Source organism: uncultured Caballeronia sp., from assembly GCF_964243625.1.
In the GTDB taxonomy this organism is placed as follows: Bacteria; Pseudomonadota; Gammaproteobacteria; order Burkholderiales; family Burkholderiaceae; genus Caballeronia.
Window position 1 is genome coordinate 1 of record NZ_CAXTGZ010000786.1, and the last position, 2,419, is coordinate 2,419.

2 protein-coding genes and 1 pseudogene are annotated in these 2,419 nt (G+C 53.1%); 2 read left to right on the top strand and 1 reads right to left on the bottom strand.

Features of this window, described 5'->3' with window-relative positions:
* Positions 1-15 precede the first annotated feature (15 nt).
* A complete protein-coding gene (locus ACFFAR_RS30880) occupies positions 16-609 on the bottom strand; it encodes a nucleoside 2-deoxyribosyltransferase (RefSeq protein WP_375509189.1) in 594 nt (197 codons plus the stop codon).
* Between the two features lie 261 nt (positions 610-870).
* Between ACFFAR_RS30880 and ACFFAR_RS30885 the strand changes: the two genes are divergently transcribed.
* Both ACFFAR_RS30885 and ACFFAR_RS30890 read left to right on the top strand, forming a co-directional pair.
* A complete protein-coding gene (locus ACFFAR_RS30885; RefSeq protein WP_375509190.1) occupies positions 871-1,455 on the top strand; it encodes a hypothetical protein in 585 nt (194 codons plus the stop codon).
* A gap of 365 nt (positions 1,456-1,820) precedes the next feature.
* Positions 1,821-2,419 (top strand): annotated as a pseudogene (locus tag ACFFAR_RS30890) (hypothetical protein); the annotation flags it as partial.

Below are 2,419 nucleotides of genomic sequence, written 5' to 3' on the forward strand. Positions count from 1 at the left end.
TTGCAGGTATGACGCCTACAGTTTGCTTTTCCGATGGCTATTTTGGTAAAGCACCGCCGCAACGGCGCAAACATCATCGCTGTCATTCCGAAGCGTCGCTATGGATGCACCAAGTTCCATGGTTCCAGATACTTTTCCTGAGCTGTGAAGGGCGACAACTCGCTCTATGGCGGCCGGCAAAACCGATAGATCGTTGATTGTTTCGAAGTCGCCAAGCCCTGTCACCATCGGATTGTCAGAACCACTGAGCATCGAGCGTACGTCGGTTTTGTACAGCACAAGCGGTTTGCCGGAGTGCCACGCGAGCGTCGCCTCGACGATTGTTCCCTCATCGGGTACTCTGCCGTTCAAGTTCGCCACAACCACATCGCAACGTCGAAGCAACTGATACGTGTCCAGAGCGAAGATCGCTTTATCAATGATGCGTGCTGCTTCGCTGGGGGATGCGCCGCATCGTTCCAACGCAGGCTTGATTTGAGCAAACTCTAGCCCGTCGCGATGCGGAAGAAAAGTTGAAAAACCAGATAGCTCCAGCGTGCTGGCAATGCTTTCCATCTCAGCGCGCTCGCTTGGGTTAAAAAGCGGACCCGCGCAATAAACTCGTAACATGAGCAATTATCCCTTGGCAGTCAGACAATCTGTTAAGGCGGAACCTGGTTGATGTGAGACGTTGTATGCCACTTAAGCTACAACAAATTTGTACATCAAAAGCGCTCTCAGGAAAATAGATCGGCCGCATATAGTTGCAGGGCCGTTCTGGCATGACAAAATGGGCCTCGCGAACAAAGCCGATCTTTCGTACCGCATCAGGCCCGCGAAGTATCATCGGTTGCGAAACGCGCCGCTCATTTGATTTCGTGGAGTTCCGTCATGTCCGTCAGTCAATGCGCAGCTTGCAAAGCCACCGTGCCACAGTACGACACCATCCATACTGGAAGCGACGAGCACAGCGACCGATTGCTGTGCACCGCCTGCTTCAACCGCGAAATGGCAAAGCACGCCGGTATCGACAATTTTGATCAAACAAAGTTTGAACCGATGCACCTGTCAGACGCCAGCGGAGCTGTTCACGAGTTTCGTTTTCGAAGTCTGTTGTTTGGCGACAAACTTTCTCTGGAGGCATTCGACGCGACTAGCGAGAAACAACCATCGGGCTACCGGTTTCAGATTCTTGGAGATGCGGAAGCGGATCAATTTGTATTGCTTGGAAGGCTGATTGAAAAGATGCGTCGTTTGCTCGCGGTTGTGCACGTAAGAGATGGCGATCTCGGATTGCAAATTGTCGACGAGACAATCCGTGGCAGAATCGAATGGGACGGTGACGAGCATTCGCGTATGCCATGCGTCGTCGTAGATGGGCGCCGTGTTGAGTGGGACGAACTAGGGCGCATGCTAATGACGTTTGAAGGATGGCAGTTCAAGCTCGAACTGTGCGATCCAAGTGACGAAATCTGAGATGGGGCTTCCCGCAACAGTCCCGATCGCTGTCGGGTAGATTAGACGGTTCGTATCTTGACTCCTGTGTAGCTTAAGTGCTGAGCCCAGCAAGCGCATCAGGACCGCCAGCGAACACTGCCTACGCCCTTCCCAAGTATGTCGTCGACTCATCCTTAAACGTTTGGCCCCGCGTCACGGGGTTCGACATCTTGTATCTTTAATGGGGCGCTGCCTTCGATCCGGTAACATCTGGCGCCAACAGCAGCACAGTGAGAGTTGAATCCTGAGGACGGGTTCTTTCCCTATAGTGAAGCCGCTGTAGATACACCCTCGCCCTATAATGTGGAAATTGTTAGTGATTTGACGACCGGGAGCCCCACTTTATGAGTCAACCACACGGGCGATACTCTGGATCTCGAGATAAGGGCCAGCATCAATCGCGCCAACAATCAGATGCAACACCGCGCCGAACGAACAAGCCTTACGTTAAAGCGCCGCCTTCAAGAGACGCGGCTCAGACGGCATCCATCTTCAAAACGCGTTCGTTTAAATTGTTGGTCGATGCAGTGGGCGCAGAAAATATTGCACTCGGACTCGACTCCAACCTAACGCGCGTAGCCGAACTGGTAAATGGCGAGAGGTTTACGCCCGAGACAGCGTTTCACATGGAAACGACGCTTGGCCTACCGCATGGTTTTTTCGATCAACCCGATCCTGTCCTCACGCCTGAAATCATTGCTCGCTTAAGGTCGCCCCTAGACTTTATTCACGCGAACACTGAACCGGAATCGGCGTACGTGGAAGTGATTCGGCCAGCTCTTTCTACACAGTTCAATCACCACCCTACCCTTACTGATCATCCGCCCGGAGACCCGGAAATGCCCAAGAAAACAAATGGCAGGTCGCCTAAGGCCGTCGCGAAGAGCAACAAGACTGCTGCAAAGCCTAGCAAGGTAACGCCACCGCAGACGGCGCCTGGGAA